This is a genomic window from Nonomuraea sp. NPDC049480, from assembly GCF_044465905.1.
Taxonomy (GTDB): Bacteria; Actinomycetota; Actinomycetes; order Streptosporangiales; family Streptosporangiaceae; genus Nonomuraea.
On sequence record NZ_JBITMD010000001.1, the window covers coordinates 182,459 to 196,437 of the forward strand.

Annotated in this window: 13 protein-coding genes and 1 tRNA gene; 8 read left to right on the top strand and 6 right to left on the bottom strand. The window is 70.8% G+C overall.

Translation table 11 applies throughout. The features are described 5' to 3' along the window. Positions 1-177 precede the first annotated feature (177 nt). Positions 178-260: transfer RNA gene (locus ACIBX3_RS00875), tRNA-Leu, on the top strand. Between the two features lie 985 nt (positions 261-1,245). On the opposite strand, the gene ACIBX3_RS00880 is transcribed toward ACIBX3_RS00875, so the two are convergent. Beyond that, entirely contained in the window at positions 1,246-1,767 is a 522-nt protein-coding gene (locus tag ACIBX3_RS00880; RefSeq protein WP_397111700.1) for a hypothetical protein, read from the bottom strand. A 166-nt stretch (positions 1,768-1,933) separates the two neighbouring features. Here ACIBX3_RS00880 and ACIBX3_RS00885 point away from each other — a divergent pair, with 166 nt between their 5' ends. From ACIBX3_RS00885 to ACIBX3_RS00900, 4 genes are all read left to right on the top strand, one after another. Continuing rightward, positions 1,934-3,103 (top strand): sensor histidine kinase, encoded by a 1,170-nt coding sequence (locus ACIBX3_RS00885; protein ID WP_397111702.1) that lies wholly within the window; start codon positions 1,934-1,936, stop codon positions 3,101-3,103. Between the two features lie 14 nt (positions 3,104-3,117). After that, complete coding sequence (locus tag ACIBX3_RS00890) at positions 3,118-3,768, top strand: response regulator transcription factor (RefSeq protein WP_397111704.1); 651 nt, start codon at positions 3,118-3,120, stop codon at positions 3,766-3,768. A 159-nt stretch (positions 3,769-3,927) separates the two neighbouring features. Continuing rightward, entirely contained in the window at positions 3,928-4,617 is a 690-nt protein-coding gene (locus ACIBX3_RS00895) for an ABC transporter ATP-binding protein (RefSeq protein WP_397113351.1), read from the top strand. A gap of 1 nt (position 4,618) precedes the next feature. Continuing rightward, the gene (locus ACIBX3_RS00900) at positions 4,619-7,108 is read left to right on the top strand and encodes an ABC transporter permease (RefSeq protein ID WP_397111706.1); all 2,490 of its coding nucleotides are present in this window, start codon (positions 4,619-4,621) and stop codon (positions 7,106-7,108) included. Between the two features lie 164 nt (positions 7,109-7,272). Here ACIBX3_RS00900 and ACIBX3_RS00905 read toward each other — a convergent pair whose 3' ends face one another. The 3 genes from ACIBX3_RS00905 to bcp form a co-directional block, all read right to left on the bottom strand. Then, positions 7,273-7,542: a hypothetical protein gene (locus ACIBX3_RS00905; RefSeq protein ID WP_397111708.1), complete on the bottom strand. Its 270-nt coding sequence runs from the start codon at positions 7,540-7,542 to the stop codon at positions 7,273-7,275. Then, positions 7,539-8,600 carry a toxin glutamine deamidase domain-containing protein gene (locus ACIBX3_RS00910; protein ID WP_397111710.1) on the bottom strand — a complete coding sequence of 354 codons (1,062 nt, stop codon included), beginning with the start codon at positions 8,598-8,600 and terminating at the stop codon, positions 7,539-7,541. The genes ACIBX3_RS00905 and ACIBX3_RS00910 overlap by 4 nt, the downstream gene beginning before the upstream one ends. Positions 8,601-8,724: 124 nt before the next feature. Next, positions 8,725-9,213: a thioredoxin-dependent thiol peroxidase gene (bcp, locus tag ACIBX3_RS00915; RefSeq protein WP_397111712.1), complete on the bottom strand. Its 489-nt coding sequence runs from the start codon at positions 9,211-9,213 to the stop codon at positions 8,725-8,727. A 127-nt stretch (positions 9,214-9,340) separates the two neighbouring features. Here bcp and ACIBX3_RS00920 point away from each other — a divergent pair, with 127 nt between their 5' ends. Beyond that, a complete protein-coding gene (locus ACIBX3_RS00920; protein ID WP_397111713.1) occupies positions 9,341-9,670 on the top strand; it encodes a DUF3618 domain-containing protein in 330 nt (109 codons plus the stop codon). Positions 9,671-9,673: 3 nt separating this feature from the next. On the opposite strand, the gene ACIBX3_RS00925 is transcribed toward ACIBX3_RS00920, so the two are convergent. Continuing rightward, a complete protein-coding gene (locus tag ACIBX3_RS00925; RefSeq protein ID WP_397111715.1) occupies positions 9,674-10,867 on the bottom strand; it encodes an amino acid deaminase/aldolase in 1,194 nt (397 codons plus the stop codon). Between the two features lie 136 nt (positions 10,868-11,003). Here ACIBX3_RS00925 and ACIBX3_RS00930 point away from each other — a divergent pair, with 136 nt between their 5' ends. Both ACIBX3_RS00930 and ACIBX3_RS00935 read left to right on the top strand, forming a co-directional pair. Beyond that, positions 11,004-11,603, top strand: a complete 600-nt coding sequence (locus ACIBX3_RS00930) for a DUF6286 domain-containing protein (protein WP_397111717.1) — start codon at positions 11,004-11,006, stop codon at positions 11,601-11,603. After that, positions 11,603-12,097, top strand: a complete 495-nt coding sequence (locus tag ACIBX3_RS00935; RefSeq protein WP_397111719.1) for a hypothetical protein — start codon at positions 11,603-11,605, stop codon at positions 12,095-12,097. Before ACIBX3_RS00930 ends, ACIBX3_RS00935 begins: the two co-directional genes overlap by 1 nt. Positions 12,098-12,111: 14 nt before the next feature. Here the strand turns inward: ACIBX3_RS00935 and ACIBX3_RS00940 are convergent, their stop codons facing one another. After that, the gene (locus ACIBX3_RS00940; protein ID WP_397111721.1) at positions 12,112-13,968 is read right to left on the bottom strand and encodes a molybdopterin-dependent oxidoreductase; all 1,857 of its coding nucleotides are present in this window, start codon (positions 13,966-13,968) and stop codon (positions 12,112-12,114) included. Positions 13,969-13,979 lie beyond the last annotated feature (11 nt).

The following is a 13,979-nucleotide window of genomic DNA, read 5'->3' on the forward strand; positions in this document are numbered from 1 at the left end:
GAACGGTGGACATCGGCTGGCCGGTGCCGCTCGAATACGCGTAGATGAGCGCGTGGTCGCGGTGTGTCACGGACGCAAACGCGCCCACCGCGAATCTCGTGGGCATCTCATCTTCGCTTGCTCCCCGTGCCCGCACAGGGCGCTAAACTGTTTCAGGCCCGCATCGGCGGGGACAGCGCGGGCGTGGCGAAATGGCATACGCGGCAGGTTTAGGTCTTGTTGGTGGAGACACCGTGGGGGTTCGAGTCCCCCCGCCCGCACGTCTATACACCGGTCCGGTGCCTGGTTTCGCCCGGCGAATGTCGCCGTTTGCGAGTGGCAGTTCGGGCACAGCAACCGCAGGTTTTGCCGGCGATTGTCGAGCAGGTCGCGTTGATGTGGTCCACCTCCACTGTCAGTGGCGCTCCTCGCCAGACTTCACCGGCCCCGCACTTCACACAGGCGACCGGCACCCCGATTTCACCCAGCGCGCGTCGCAGGGCTGCGCCCGGGGTGTGGCTCGTACCAGGGGGACGTCGCACGAGAAGGGCTGTGGGGTCTCTGCGTGGTTCGGTCATCACCACGCTGGTGAGCCTGCGCTCGAAGTGGGATGTGTCGATGCTGTGTCGCGCGATGCAACGCAGGAGACGTCGCCGGTTCGGCTCGCTGACTGGCAACCCGAGACGGCGCATCATCGACGCCAACGAACGTGACTCCGCCGCTGCGGACCTGATTTCGTCTCCTCCGAGCTGTAGGCGCTGGAAGCCGGTGGGCTCGGGCAACCCGAAGACACGGAGCTGACAGCGGACTTCTTTCCTGGATGTCCCGGATTCTGCCACTCCAAGACGCCGCAGAATTTCCCGCATGCTCCTCGCATCCCCGGCCGCCGCTTCGAGAGTGCCACGATCGAACTGCTGCCGAGGACTCGCCCTCCGGCCAGGAACATGAGAAAAGTGCGATATATCAATATTGAAGGCCTTGATACGGCGGCTGATTATGGGAATGCGATCCACCGCTGCGCGGCTATTTTCCGCCTCATGCCCGCGCGGCGACCGCCCGAGTTTTCAGGCCGGGCATCGATAGGAGCTCCGACATCGAGCGAGCCTGGCTCACGTATCGGGCCGGCTCTTGCGAGGTGGGATCGGCGTACAACATGGCCACAGCCTACGAACGCCGATCGACAGTTTTTCGAAACGGATCAGCGCTTCAGCCGCCCGCCGTTTCCTGAAATAAACCACTATCTCGCATTAAACGGCACGCCCACACTTAACCGGTGCTCGTGGGTTCCACATCGGGCACCCGGAACGCCGGGGGCGGCGGCACCACGCATTCGACGCCCTCTCCGGCCGGATGACAGGACCGATCCAGGCGTTCGGGGAACATGCGCGGCTGCATGGGCTCCCAGCCGCCATGTATCCAGACGCCGTGCCTGTCGTGCCGATCGTCCATGTTGCTCACCACCGCCACTGCGGTGCCACCGAGCAGAGCCCCTGCGAAGAGGCCGATCAAGCCGGCGCCGATGATCTGGGCGGGCTTCTGCCGGACGAAGTCCCTGAAGGACCCGGAGCGCTGCTGGGACGAATCCGAGCCGCCCCGGCCGGGCATGGTGTGCGCGGTGGGTGGGTAGTCCGGGGAACCCGGGGGGATCTCTCCGTACTTCAGATTGGACTGGGTGGGGTAGACATCAGTGTCGCGCTCGTTCGGAGAGGCCGTGGTCTCGTCCGGGTCAGGGTCGCGCGGCGCTTCCTCTTCACCGCGCGACCCGGCGTCGCGATCATGATCCGCCATCACGATCTCCCTTTACTCGCCCCACAGAAGGGGCGCTCCCGGTATAGAGGATGCCCAATCGCCCGTAAGCCCCGCGTAAGACCCTCGTCATGTGCGACCTGGGTCGTACACGTACTTCCACCTGAAGGCGGACCAATGCCGCATCAGCGCTGCATATCGTGATGATGTGTTCGGCAGGGTACGGGCGTGGTCCAGACGCCATGAGAAGCTGGGGGGCGCCCTCCGGGTCGCTCCTCTCGCCGCGCTGTGCGCGATCCTCGCGGTCCCGTTCATGACCAACATTCCGCCGGGCGGCGGCCAGTATCTCGGCCTGGCCGGCTACGTGGGGCTGTCCGCGATGCTGCTGGCGCCGCTGCTGTGGCGGGATCGGCCGCTCGCCGCGTTCTCGGTGATCGCGCTGGTCTGCTTCGGTCAGTGGCTGGCGGGCGAGCACCTGCTGCCGGCCAACTTCGCGGTGCTTGTCGCGCTGTGGGCGGTGGCCTACCAGTGCTCGTTCCGCTGGGCCCTGGCCGCGTGCCTGGTGGCGGAACTGGGCATTTTCATGGCGCTGGTCAACTGGGACATGCCCACGTTCGGCATGTTCTTCAGCGGCTCGATCTTCGTGGTCACCGTCTGGCTGGCCGGCCTGTACGCCAACACCCGCCGGCGCTACCTGGAGGGCTTGGAGGAGCGCGCCGAGCGGGCCGAACGCGAGCGGGACCAGCAGGCCAGGATGGCCGCCGCGGCCGAACGCGCCAGGATCGCCAGGGAGCTGCACGACGTCATCGCCCACAACGTCAGCGTGATGGTGGTGCAGGCCGACGGCGCCGGCTACGCGTTGGACAGCGACCCGGAAGCGGCCCGCCAGGCCGTCAGGAACATCTCCAAGACCGGTCGCGCCGCACTCGCCGAGATGCGCAGGCTGGTCGGCGTGCTGCGCGAGAACGAGCTCGGCGACACCGACTACACCCCGCAGCCGGGGCTGGGCCAGCTGGAGGAGCTGGTGCGCGGCTCCGCCGTGCCCGCCAGGCTGCGCGTCGCCGGCGCGCCCGGTGACCTGCCGGAGGGCCAGCAGCTCGCGATCTACCGCATCGTCCAGGAGGCTCTCACGAACGCGCTCAAACACGGCGGCCCGGGCGTCCAGGCGGTTGTGGAGATCGAGTACGGCGGTCCTGAGCTGGTCGTGCGCGTGACCGACGACGGCAGGGGCGCGGCGGCGCCGAGCAGCTCCGACGGACACGGGCTGATCGGCATGCGTGAGCGGGTCGGCATGTACGGCGGCGCCGTGTGGGCCGGCCCCCGGCAGGGCGGCGGCTTCGAGGTGCTCGCCAGGTTGCCCATGGTCAAAGCGGCGTAGGAGGAGGCGGCCCGGTGATACGCGTGATGCTGGTCGACGATCAGGAGCTGTTACGTGCCGGATTCCGAATGGTGCTGGGGGCACAGCCGGACATCGAGGTGGTGGCGGAGGCCGGCGACGGGGCCGGGGCCCTGGAGGTGCTGAAGACCACCGAGGTGGACGTCGTCCTCATGGACGTGCGCATGCCGAAAATGGACGGCGTCGAGGCCACCAGGCGGATCGACGGCCCGAAGGTGCTGATCTTGACCACGTTCGACCTCGACGAGTACGCCTTCGCCGCGGTCAAGGCGGGCGCGGCCGGGTTCCTGCTGAAGGACGTGCCGCCGGCCGACCTGGTCAGCGCCATCCGGCACGTGCACGCCGGTGACGCCGTGGTGGCGCCGAGCACGCTGCGGCGGATGCTCGACAAGTTCGCCGCGCAACTGCCGTCGGGTGAGCCGATGCCGGGGGCCGACCTGACGCCGCGCGAGCGGGAGGTGCTGCTCATGGTGGCGCGCGGCCTGTCCAACATGGAGATCGCGAACCGCCTGGAGGTCGCGGAGGCGACCGTGAAGACGCACCTCGGACGGGTGCTGGCCAAGCTGGGGCTGCGGGACCGGTCGCAGGTGGTGGTGTACGCGTACGAGGCCGGGCTGATCGTGCCGTCCCATCGACCGAAAGTCTGACGGGGGTCATCTGGAGTCCTACGCGAAGTCCCTCCTCAAGGCCCAGAGATCAAGCAATTTCCACTCCTAGCGTGGTTCGCGTTGTTGGGATCGCGACGAGGAGTGAATGTGACGCTCACCCAGGCCCCGCCTGCCGCGGTGGCCACGAATCTGACCAAGATGTACGGCCAGGGCGACGCCGCCGTGCACGCCCTCTGCGGCGTGGACGTGGCCTTCCAGACCGGGGCGTTCACCGCCATCATGGGCCCGTCGGGCTCCGGAAAGTCCACGTTGATGCACTGTCTGGCCGGGCTCGACACCGCCACCTCGGGCACCGTGCACATCGGCGACGTGGAGCTGACCGGCTTGACCGACCGGCAGCTCACGCTGCTTCGCCGCGAGCGGATCGGGTTCGTCTTCCAGGCGTTCAACCTGCTGCCCACGCTGACCGCCGAGCAGAACATCCGCCTGCCGCTGGACATCTCCGCCCGCCGGCCCGATCAGGCGCTCTTCGACCGGGTGATCGACACCGTCGGGCTGCGGGACCGGCTCTCCCACCGGCCGACCGAGCTGTCCGGCGGCCAGCAGCAGCGCGTGGCCGTGGCCAGGGCGCTGATCAGCAAGCCTCAGGTGATCTTCGCCGACGAGCCGACCGGGAACCTGGACTCGCGCAGCGGCGCCGAGATCCTGTCGTTCCTGCGCACGTCGGTGCGCGAGCTGCACCAGACCATCGTCATGGTCACGCACGACCCGGTGGCGGCCGCGTACGCCGACCGCGTGGTCTTCCTGCGCGACGGCGAACTGGTCACCGAGATCAGCGCGCCCACGCCGCAGTCCGTCCTGGACACGCTCGTGAAGCTGGAGGCGTGAGGTGCTGAAGACGGCGCTGGCCGGGCTGCGCGCGCACCGGCTCCGGCTGCTGCTCACCTCGCTGGCGATCACGCTGGGGGTGGGGTTCATCGCGGGCACGTTCGTGCTCAACGACACCATCCAGGCCGGGTTCTCCCAGCGGGTCACAGCCGACGCGGACAAGGTCGACGTGGCCGTGCTGCCCGAGAACGCCGACGGTGTGCTGTCCGAGAAGACGCTGGAACGGATCCGCGCCGTCGCGGGCGTGACCGAGGCACAAGGGCTGATCCAGGCGCCCGCGCCGCTGCTCGGCAAGGACGGCAAGGCCGTCGGGAGCGTGCCCACCACGGCCGTGTCGATCGTCCGCGGGCCGCTGGACCGCACGGCGATCGTCTCCGGCAGCGGTCCGGGCACCGACGATCAGGCCGCCGTGCTGGACGAGAACACCGCCAAGGCCGAGGGCTTCCAGATCGGCGACACGATCACCGTGCTCGACGGTGAGCAGGCCGAGCACCGGTTCAAGCTCGTCGGGCTGCTCGACCCCGGCGTGGACCAGGTGCTGGCCTACACCGGCGTCGTCGGCTTCACCGCGGCCACAGCGCAGCGGATGACCGGCGCGAAGGGGTACCGCGAGATCGACGTCGCGGGCGGCTCTCCGGGGCTGAAGCAGGCCGTGGCGGCGGCCGCCGGGGGCGCCGCGGTGGTCAAGACCGGCGACGAGCTGGCCGCCGACCTGGCCAAGGCGGCCGGATTCGAGATGAAGACGCTGACCGTGGGCCTGCTGATGTTCGGCCTCGTGGCGATGATCGTGGCCGCGCTGGTCATCTACAACACCTTCAACATCCTCGTCGCGCAGCGGACCAGGGAGATGGCGTTGCTGCGGTGCATCGGATCCACGCGGGGGCAGGTGTTCGGCTCGATCGTGCTGGAGTCGGTCGCGGTCGGCCTGGTCGCCTCCGCGTTCGGCCTGGCCATCGGGTACGGCCTGGCCGTGCTCGCACTGGCCGTCCTCGCCGCGTTCGACGCCCCGCTGCCCACCGACACGACCGTCACGCTGGCGCCGGCCACGATCGCCGTCGGCCTGGCCGTCGGCCTGGTGGTGACCGTGTGCGCGGCACTGCTGCCGGCGCGGTCGGCCACGCGGGTCCCCCCGGTCGCGGCGCTGCGTGCGCAGGCGGAGGAGCAGACGTACCGCACGGGCGTGCTGCGCTGGATCTTCGCGACACTGTTCCTGCTGGCCGGGACGGGGACGACCGGCTTCGGCGTGTGGGGGATGCAGCCCGGCGAGCCGCCCACGATGTTCGTCGTGATGGCGGGCGGCGCGCTGACGTTCCTGGCCGTGCTGATCCTCGGGCCGGTGCTCGTCAAGCCGCTCGGCGCGGCGGTGGGCTGGATCCCGGCCCGGCTGTTCGGCGTGCCCGGGCGGCTGGCACTGGACAACTCCACACGTAACCCCAGGCGGGCCGCGACCACCACCGTCGCGCTCACGATCGGGGTGACGCTGATGACGCTGATCTCGGTGCTCAGCGCGTCCACCCGGATGACCGTGTGGAACAAGCTCGATGAGCAGTTCCCCGTCGACTACATGCTGGCCGCCCAGGGGCGCGAGGCCGAGGTGCCCCGGTCCGTCGCGGCGGAGCTGCGGGGGAAGCCCGAGCTGGCCTCTGTGCTGCAGATCCGCCAGACCCCGGCCAAGGTGGCGGGCCGGACCTACGACATCGGCACCTTCCACGGGAGCGTCACCCCCGAGGTGGTCTCCGGCTCCATGGCCGGGCTGTCCGAAGGCCAGGTGGCGCTGCTGGACTACGCGGCCGAGGAACTCGGCGTCGGGGTCGGCGGCACCGTGCGGGCCAGGACGGAGCGGGCCGGGACCGTGCCGCTGCGCGTGGTCGCCGTGCTGAACGGCGACAACTCCTGGCTGCCCGCCCTGACCGTCGCCGAGCGGCCGTTCGACACGTACTTCGACCGGCTGCCCGACTCCGGCGTGATGATCAACATCCGCGACGGCGTGCCCGCTGACCGGGCCCGCGCGGTGGTGGAGGCCGCCATCGCCGCCTACCCGACCGTCCAGCTGGCGAGCTCCACCGAGGTACGCGGCCAGTTCGACGAGACCCTGGACATGCTGCTCATGATCATCACCGGGCTGCTGGGGCTGGCGATCCTGATCTCGTTGCTGGGCATCGCGAACACTCTGTCGTTGTCGGTTTACGAACGCACCAGGGAGTCCGCGCTGCTGCGGGCACTCGGGCTGACCCGGCCGCAGCTGCGCCGGATGTTGTCGATCGAGGCGCTGGTGCTCGGGCTGATCGGGGCGCTTGTCGGGGTCGCGCTCGGCCTCGTGTACGGGTGGGCCGCCGTGATGGCGATGATCGACGGGGCCGTGCTGTCGGTTCCGGTGCCGCAGATCGCGCTGTTCGTGGTGCTGTCGGGGCTGGCGGGCGTGGTGGCCGCCGTTCTGCCGGCCCGGCGGGCGGCGCGGGCCTCGATCGTCGGTGCCCTCGCCACCGGCTGACCCGGACGAAAGCCCATAAGACGAATAAAACCGAAAAACTCGGATAGAGGGAACCTTATCCTCCGGCGGGCTGCTCCAGCACGTCGTCCCATGCAGCCCGCGCGGAGAGGGTCGGGCGTCTTATGGGGGCGGCGCCCGGCCCTTTCGTCAACGGTGCTTGGGCGTCATCGGGGCATGGGGCCCGGCCACAGCTCGGCGATCGTCTCCGGGTCGAGCAGCGGCCGGGCCACCACCTCGCCGGTGGTCCGGTCGATCATGATGCACCCGCCGCCCACCGTCTCCGGCAGCCTGCCGGGATCGTCGGGATCGAGTTCCCGCACCCAGGCGACATATCCGTCATGGAACCCGAAGATACCCACCGGAAGGGCCTCGTCCGGCGGTCGTACCCCGTTGAAGTACTCCTCAGCCAGCGCCCTGGCCTGATCCAGGTTCATCGTGGCCGCCCTTGCCGGTCGAGTATCACGCAGAACACCCCGGTCACCGTCGTATAGGGGGGCTCGACGGACATGTGCCCCCGCTGTGCGTCGATCCAGATCACCTCGCCGTCGGCGTTGACGGCGTTCCAGGCGTGGGTGCCGCCTCCCGGCCAGCGCACCACGATGACGGCGCCCGCCCCGTGCCCTGCCTCGAGCAGCCGCCGCGCGATCATCGGGTACGCGTGCCGGCCCTGGCCGGCGTACTCCAGACGCTGCCCGACCCACCGCTCGATCCTGGCCGTGCTGCCCCGCTCGCCGGTCAGCAGCGGCCGGCCGATCCTGTCGTACTCCGGCATCCTGGGTGCGGCCGTCGCGGGCTCGCCGTGCCAGGTGGACAGGACGGCCAGCGCGCAGTCGGCCGCGTTGGACGACCTGAACGGGTCGTCGGCGGGCCCGCCGACGTTGATCAAGCGGATCCACGTGCCGCGCGGGTCGGGGAAACGCGCACCGGGCGGCAGCGCCTCGATCAGGTCTCGCTCCCCCTGAGGGTCCGGTTGCGCGAGCCCGCCCGGCACCCCGTAGGGCCGGCACTCGGTCAGCCTCGGCGGCCGATGCGGCCGATCGAACCAGTCGCCCTCGACGGCCCGCTCAGCGGGTGCGTCGAGCACGCCCAGCACGTCGAGCACATCGAACCGCCGCTCGCCGCCCGCGACGGCACCGTCGTCCCTCGAAGGGACCGGAGTGGATTCGACATGTGGCGTCCCGCCGGCCTCGGCGGGCGGAACCACGCTGGACTCCGCCCCTGTACGGGATTCGGCCGGCGGCGCCGCGCTGGACTGGGCCGGCGGTGCCGCCGTATCGCCAGGTCTCCCTGTGCCGGGCGCGTTCACGGGCTCCGGCACGGCCAGAGGCTCTAAGGTCGTCGAGGCATGGGGACCCTCGCGGTCCGGCATGGACACGGTGTCCATCTCGGCGGCCCGCTCGTAGTCGAGCCACCGCACCCCTTCCCCGACGACGGGGTTGTACTGCCCTTCTGGAAGGACCCACCGGACACTCGGCTTGCGCTCGCGGTACACGGCCTGCCTCCTGTCATCCTCGATGACCGATCGTAGAGGCGTCGTTACGCTCCGGAGGCGAAGTCGGGAAGATTGCCGTCAGGACGACTCGCCGTACATGCGCAAACGTGCCTGAATCCGGCTGTCAGGCCAGGCCCAGCTTCTTCTTCAACGAGGCCACGTGCCCCGTCGCCTTCACGTTGTAGAGCGCCTGCTCGACCTTCCCGTCCCCATCGATGACGAACGTCGAGCGGATGACCCCCACGACCTCCTTGCCGTACAGCTTCTTGGTGCCGTACACCCCATATGCCTGGTGGACCGCCAGGTCGGGGTCCGCCAACAGGGGAAAGGTCAGCGCGTCGCGCTCGACGAACTTCGCCAGCTTTTCCGGCTTGTCCTTCGACACGCCGAGCACCACGAAACCCTCCGCCGTCAGCTGGGCCAGGTTGTCGCGGAAATCGCAGGCCTGCTTGGTGCAGCCGGGCGTCATCGCGGCAGGGTAGAAATAGAGGATCACCCGCTTGCCGCGGTAGGTGTCGAGAGAGACGGTGCCGCCGTCGGCGGTGGGTAGCGTGAACTCGGGCGCGGCGTCGCCGGGCGCGAGCTTGGTTTCTGGCTGCTTGGTTTCGGTCACGGGGCCTCCTGAGTTCTTCCCGCAAACTTACCGGCCCTGCCGCCGTGCCGTACGGTGCGGCGACCTGACAGACTGATCACGACCAGAGCGGGCAGCGCGGCCACGCGAAACGGTCGAGAGGAGAGCCATGGCTGACACCGATCCTGACGAGCTGGAGCGGCGGATCGCGCGCACGCGCGCGGAGTTGGCGCAGACGGTCGACGCCATTGCCGACCGGGTGAGCCCCAAGCGGGTCGCCGAGCGCAGGATGGCCGACGTAAAGAGCAGGGCCGAGCACTTCGTGGCATCCGTGGGGGATGCCCTCGGAGTCACGCCGAAGCCGGTCGAGTACGCCGAGGACCCCGACCGGGTGTGGGAGGAGGAGCGGCCCAACCTGGCGCCGGTGCTGATCGGAGTCGGCGCGGTGCTGGCCGTGGGGGCGGCCATCGTCCTTTGGCGGCGCCGCCGGAGCCGCTGACCGTCACAGGAAGGTCTGGCCTTCGCCCCGGTATGTCCGCACGGACTCCACGAGGGCGTCGCCCTCGACGAGGTGCAGGGCGTCGAAGCGCTCGCACAGCTCGCCTGCCTTGGCGTGCCTGAACCACACCCGGTCCCCGATGCGCAGGTCCTCGGCCGCCTGGCCGAGCAGCGGCGTCTGCACCTCGCCCGCCCCTTCGTCGGGCGCGTAGCGCAGGCCTGCGGGCAGGTACGGCTGCGGCAGCCGGCTCGGTCCCGCCGGTCCGGAGGCCAGGTAACCCCCGCCGAGGACCGTCACCGTGTCCGGGTTCGGCCGGCGCACCACCGGCAGCGCGAACAACGCGGCCGGGTGGCCGGTGAAGCGGCGGTAGAAGTCGAACAACCGTGGATGGAACAGGCCGGAGCCGGCGGCGACCTCCGTGACCGCCTTCTCGCGCACGGTCCGCTCGAGTGAGCCGGTGCCGCCGCCGTTGACGAACTCGAGGTCGGCGATCTGGCGGACGGCGTTCACGATGCGGCCGCGCCGCAGCACGAGCTCCCGCGCGGAGCGCGCCTGCATGAGCCGGATGGCGCGGGCGTAGGCGGCGTTCCCCGGCGGGGCGTCGCCGACGCCGGCGATCTGACCTTCGTACGCCATCAGTCCCACCAGCCGGAAGCCGGGCCGCTTGGCGATGGCTGCGGCCAGGCCGGCGGCCTGGTCGGGCTCACGGATCGGCGATCGGAGAGCTCCCGCCCGGAACCTCCCGCCGAAAGCGACAAATCCGGCGTCGAGGTCGATGCAGAGCCGGATCTCCGCCCGCGGGCGCGCCCCCGCCACGGCCGCCTCGATGAAGTCCAGGTGAGCGGTGGAATCGATGGTCACGGTGATCTGCGCGGCCGCGTGGGGGTCGCCGGCCAGCGCGGCGAGCGCATGCCGGTCGGCGGTCGGGTAGGCCACCAGGATGTCGGTGAAGCCGTGGCCGGCCAGCCACAGCGCCTCCGGCAGCGTGAAGGCCATGATCCCTTGGAAGCCGTCCATGGCCAGGACGCGTTCGAGGACCGGGCGGCTGCGTATCGACTTGCTCGCCACCCGGATCGGCTTGCCTGCCGCCCGCCGTACGAGCTCGGCCACGTTGGCACGCATAGCCGCCAGATCGAGGATCGCGAACGGCGGCTCCAGTGCCGCTGTGGCGCGGTCGTAGCGCTGGCGGTCGTCCATATGAGCAGCGTATCGGCATAAAGGGCAAATGAATATGAGCGTGGTTCATATTAGTTCGGCTCCCCGTAATGTTCGGGCAAATCGGCGGCGAGGGCGCGGTTCAGGCCATGCGGACCCATGTACGTCTGTCGTTGTGATGACCACGCTTCAGCAGCTAAAGCCCGGCGCCCCCGCCACCGCGCAGCACACCGGCTTGCGCCGGGCGAGCAGGGTCCTCAGGCCGGCTCGCACGCTCCCGGGCGCCGTCGTGTCGCTCACGCTCGCGGCCGGGCTGGGGGCGACCTCGGCGGAGGTGGTGTCGGCACTGCTCGGACACCCGCTCGGCTGGGTCCCCGTGAACGAGCTCGTCGAGCTCGCGAGCCGGAGCACGTGGCCGGAGGCGTCCACAGCCGCCGTCGCGGCGGCGGGCGCGGGTGCGCTGATGCTGCTGCTCGCCGTCGTGCCCGGCCGCTGCCGCCTGGTGCCCGTGCGGACCTCCGACCCACTGATCGTCATCGGCATCACCCGCTCCGGCCTCCGCCGCACCCTCCGCGCCGCCGCCCAGCAGGTGCCGGGCGTCGAGAAGGCACGCGTACGCCTGCGCAGACGAACCATCGAGGTCAACGTCGTGACCGGCGCGGAGAGCTCGGGCTCGATGCTCAGGCAGGTCGGCACCGCGGTCGGCGACCGCCTGGCCGGTGTGGGCAGCCTCGGCACGGGCGAGGTCGTGGTACGCCTGCGCGGAAAGGGCTTGTGATGCGTCAGTACGCCGGCAACCGCGTCGGCCTGGCCGTCGTCGGCGGCACGCTGGTGACCATGGGCGCGTACGCCTGGCTCCGGGGCCACGACCGCCTCTTCGGCCTGCCCCCGAACGCCAAGATCCTCCCGCCCCAGGCGTCCCGCGCCCTGGCCGCCGAGCCCTGGCCGCTGTGGGCCGTGGCCCTGGCCCTGCTCCTGCTGTCCCTGGCCGCTCTCCGCTGGCTGCTGCTCTGCCTCGGCTGGGGCCGCCGCGGCGCCCGCGACGGCACGGGCACCGCCATGCTGCTCGTCGGGCTCAAGGGCGTGGAAGGGCTTGGCCGCTCCGGGGTGCGGGTCGGTGCGGACGGCGTGCGGATCAGCCTGACCTGCCCCGCGTCGGCCGACGTGGGGGCAGTGGTGAGCAAGCTGGACCAGGACATCGCCGGCAAGATCCGGCGTGAGGTCCGCGACGACGAGACCGCCACGGTCGTCCGCCTGCACGTACGCCGGTAGCCCCGCCGACCGGCCTAAGCCACGCTCACCGTGAGGGTGTGCCAGCCGGTCGCGCCGTCCGGGGCGGGCGGGGCCGCCTGCTCGGTCTGGGTACGCCCGGCGGCGTCGGTCGCGCGGACCTGGAGCGTGTGCCGGCCCGGGGTGGCGTCCCAGTCCATCGACCACTGCCGCCACGTGTCGGGGCCGGGGACCTCGGCCAGCCGGGCCTCGCGCCACTCGCCGCCGTCCACCCGTACCTCCACGGCGTCGATCCCCGTGTGCTGAGCCCACGCCACGCCGGCGATCGTGGTGCGACCGGCCTTCAGTGAGCCGTCCTGCTTGGGCACGTCGATACGGGACTGGGTCTTGATCGGGCCCTTGGCCGACCAGCCGCGTGGCGTCCAGTACGCCTCGTCCCTGTCGAACCTGGTCACCTTGATGTCCACGACCCACTTGGTGGCCGACACGTAGCCGTACAGGCCCGGCACCACCTGGCGCACCGGGAAGCCGTGGTCCACGGGGAGGACCTCACCGTTCATCGCCACCGCGAACAGCGCGTCGCGGCCGTCCATGACCACGTCGACCGGGGTGCCGCAGGTGAAGCCGTCGGCCGAGGTGGACAGGAGCATGTCGGCGTCCGCCTGGAGGCCGGCCTGGCGCAGGACGTCGGCCATGCGGGCGCCGAGCCAGCGGGCGTTGCCGACGAGGTCGCCGCCGACCTCGTTGGAGACGCAGGCCAGCGTGACGTCGGCCTCGGTGAGCGGCAGGCGCAGCAGGTCCGCGTAGGTCAGCTCGATGGGCCGGTCGACCATGCCGTGGATGCGGAGCATCCAGTCGTTCGGGTCGACCTGGGGGGCGATGAGGGCGGTGTCGATCTTATAGAAGTCCTCATTTTTCGTGATGAAAGAGGACAAGCCACTGATGCGAAGGTCGGCGCCGGCCGGGAGGGGTTTGGCCGGGGTCGCGGGCCTGGGAAGGGCCGTGCCCACGCGGGCGGCGTGCACCGTCTGCCGCTCGCCGAACTGCCGCCCGAGCAGCGCGGCCGCTCCCGCGACCACCACACCCCCGGCGACCCCGGTCAGCAGCCGCCTCCGATCGAACGCCACCGGCTCCGCCCTGACGAGCTGCGACTTCGCCCCGGCGGCCGGCGACTCGGTGCCGGCGCCCCGCGACGCCGCCCCGGCGAGCCGCGACTCCGCTCCAGGCCGCGGCACGGCCGGCCGCCCCAGATCACCGCGGTTCTGGCCCACCTGATCCGGGGCACTGCCACGGCCGCCGCCGGAGGTCTGGTCGGTGACGCCACTTGGGCGCGCAGTGTCGCCCTGGTCCGAGCTGACGCCCTGGTCCGAGCTGACGCCCTGGTCCGAGCTGACGCCCTGGTCCGAGCGGGTGGCCTGGTCGGTCGTGTGGTCTTGGTGGCGGGTGGTGGGCCGGCCGGCGGCGCCGCGTGCGCCACCGGCCCGCCGTACCAGCCAGGAGAGCACCCACATGCCGGCGGCCACCCCGACCAGGGTCGGGAGCACGTCCAGGGTCCCGGTGTCCGGCCGGGTCAGCACGGCGAGCAGACCGATCGCCCCGAACCCCGCCAGCCCCAGGAACCCGTACGCGAGCCGCCGTCTGGCCAGCACCCCGATGACGGCCGCGACCCCCGCGAGCACCACCAGCACCCCTCCGATGAGGACCGGCTTGTCGTACACGCCGAATGTCTCTTTGGCGAATTCCACCACCGGGGGCGGCGACAGGTCGACCGTGGCGTCGCCCACGGCGAGGACGGGAAACGCCTCCGGCCGTACGAGCCCGGCCACCAGCTGTGCGATCCCGAGGGCCACGCCCCCGGCCGCCAATCCCGCCAAGGCACCAGCCCAGGCGGGCACCATCTCATTCCTCTGCACAATGCGAAGGT